Origin of the sequence: Streptomyces sp. SM1, assembly GCF_002910825.1 — a bacterium.
GTDB lineage: Bacteria > Actinomycetota > Actinomycetes > Streptomycetales > Streptomycetaceae > Streptomyces > Streptomyces okerensis.
This window is the reverse complement of the sequence record NZ_NEUB01001047.1, coordinates 1-1942: the sequence shown is the minus strand read 5'-3', so window position 1 is coordinate 1942 and position 1942 is coordinate 1. Positions and strand designations below refer to the sequence as shown.

The 1942-nt window shown below is 72.3% G+C and carries 1 protein-coding gene and 1 pseudogene; both read right to left on the bottom strand.

Annotated features, from left to right (window positions below; all coding sequences use genetic code 11):
* Window positions 1-47: 47 nt before the first annotated feature.
* Window positions 48-1262 (bottom strand): RNA polymerase sigma factor, encoded by a 1215-nt coding sequence (locus B9S61_RS39265; RefSeq protein ID WP_103546513.1) that lies wholly within the window; start codon window positions 1260-1262, stop codon window positions 48-50.
* A gap of 167 nt (window positions 1263-1429) precedes the next feature.
* Window positions 1430-1942: pseudogene (locus B9S61_RS39260) on the bottom strand (DNA primase); the annotation flags it as partial.

Below are 1942 nucleotides of genomic sequence, written 5' to 3'. Positions count from 1 at the left end.
CGGAGCCCCAGGTTCGGACGGTAAGGGGCGGCGGGGGCGAGGAAAGGTCAGTCCAGATAGCCCCGCAGCTGATCGGCGAAGGCATGATCGCGCAGCTTGTTCAGCGTCTTGGACTCGATCTGGCGTATCCGCTCCCGCGTCACACCGAAGATCCGTCCGATCTCCTCCAGCGTCCGCGGACGCCCGTCCACCAGCCCGTAGCGCAGCTGCACCAGCTTCCGCTCCCGCTCCCCCAGCGTCGACAGCACCGCCTCCAGATGCTCCCGCAGCAGCAGGAACGCCGCCGACTCCACAGGGCTCGCGGCGTCACCGTCCTCGATGAGGTCACCGAGCGCGACGGCGTCCTCCTCCCCCACCGGCGCGTGCAGCGACACCGGCTCCTGCGCCAGCCGCAGCACCTCCCCCACCCGCTCGGGCGACAGGTCGAGGTGTGCGGCGACCTCGCCCGGCGTCGGCTCGTAGCCGCGTTCCTGGAGCATCCGCCGCTGCACCCGCACCACGCGGTTGATGAGCTCGACCACGTGCACGGGCACCCGGATCGTGCGGGCCTGGTCGGCCAGCGCCCGGGACATGGCCTGGCGGATCCACCACGTGGCGTACGTGGAGAACTTGTAGCCGCGCGCGTAGTCGAACTTCTCGACCGCCCGGATCAGCCCGAGGTTGCCCTCCTGGACCAGGTCGAGCATGGTCAGCCCGCGCCCCACGTACCGCTTGGCGACGGAGACGACGAGCCGCAGGTTCGCCTCGATCAGCCGCCGCTTGGCCATCCGTCCCATGACGACGAGCCGGTCCAGGTCGAGGGCCAGCCTGCTGTCCAGGTCGGGGGCGCGGCGCAGCCTCTCCTCGGCGAAGAGTCCGGCCTCGACCCGGCGGGCGAGTTCGACCTCCTCGGCGGCGGTGAGCAGCGGGATGCGGCCGATCTCCCGCAGATACTGGCGGAACAGGTCCGAGGAGGGGCTGCCGCTCTCGGTGCGGACGGGCGCGGGCGGCTCCACGGGATCGTCGGGCTCGGCGGACGTTCCGACCGGCCCGGCGGACGGTTCGGCGGGCCCGGGCGGCGTCTCGGGGTGGTGCGCGACACGGCCCTGTGGGGACATGGCGACGAGAACGTCCGCGTCGGGCGGGGTGAGGGTCTGGGTCTGGGTCTGCACGGGTGCGACCTCCAGGATGATCGCTGCCGGGGGTGGGGCAGCGGTACTTCGGGGGCGGAGTCGGCGGCCTCGCCGCTGTCCGTCCCGTACGCGATGAGCGGAACCGCGGATGTCCGGGACCCGTCGGTGACGGATCGGCCGCGCTCCGAGGACTCAGGCACCGCCACCCAGTGTGGGGTACGACACATCGTCCCCACGAGGGGCGTGCGGTGACTTTTTGCGTCCGGTGCGTGCCCGGGCGCATCACTCCGGCCGGGAGCGCGGCGCCCCGGCCGGCCTCAGAGCGCCGCCGCTCCGTGTGCGCGCAGTGTCTGGTCGTACTGCTGAAGAACCCACAACTCGTTCTGCACGGAGGCCAGTTCAGCAGGGTCACCGTGGGCGCCGAGGCGGGTGAGGCGGCCGGTGATGTCACGGATGCGGCGCTCGACGGCGCGGCGCCGGACGGTGACCAGCTGGGCGCCCGCGTAGGTCTCGTCGACCTCCTTGACGCCCCGGTGCAGCATGATCGCCTCGACCGCGAGTTCGGTGACCATGGCGCGGACGGTGTCGTCGGGGGCGGCCTCGCGCACCCGGATCAGATACTCCTGCGGGTCCTGGACGCCGTACTCGGCGCCGCCCGCGTCCTGGATCGCCTGGCGTACGGCCGTGTAGGGCGGGGCGGTGAACTCGTCGGCGCCGTACGCGTCGAAGGCCGGGGAGACCAGCTCCGGACGCTGGAGGGCGAGCTTGAGCAGTTCGCGTTCGGTGGCGAAGACCGGGTTGCGGAGGTTGAGGGCGGGGCCGCGCGGGCC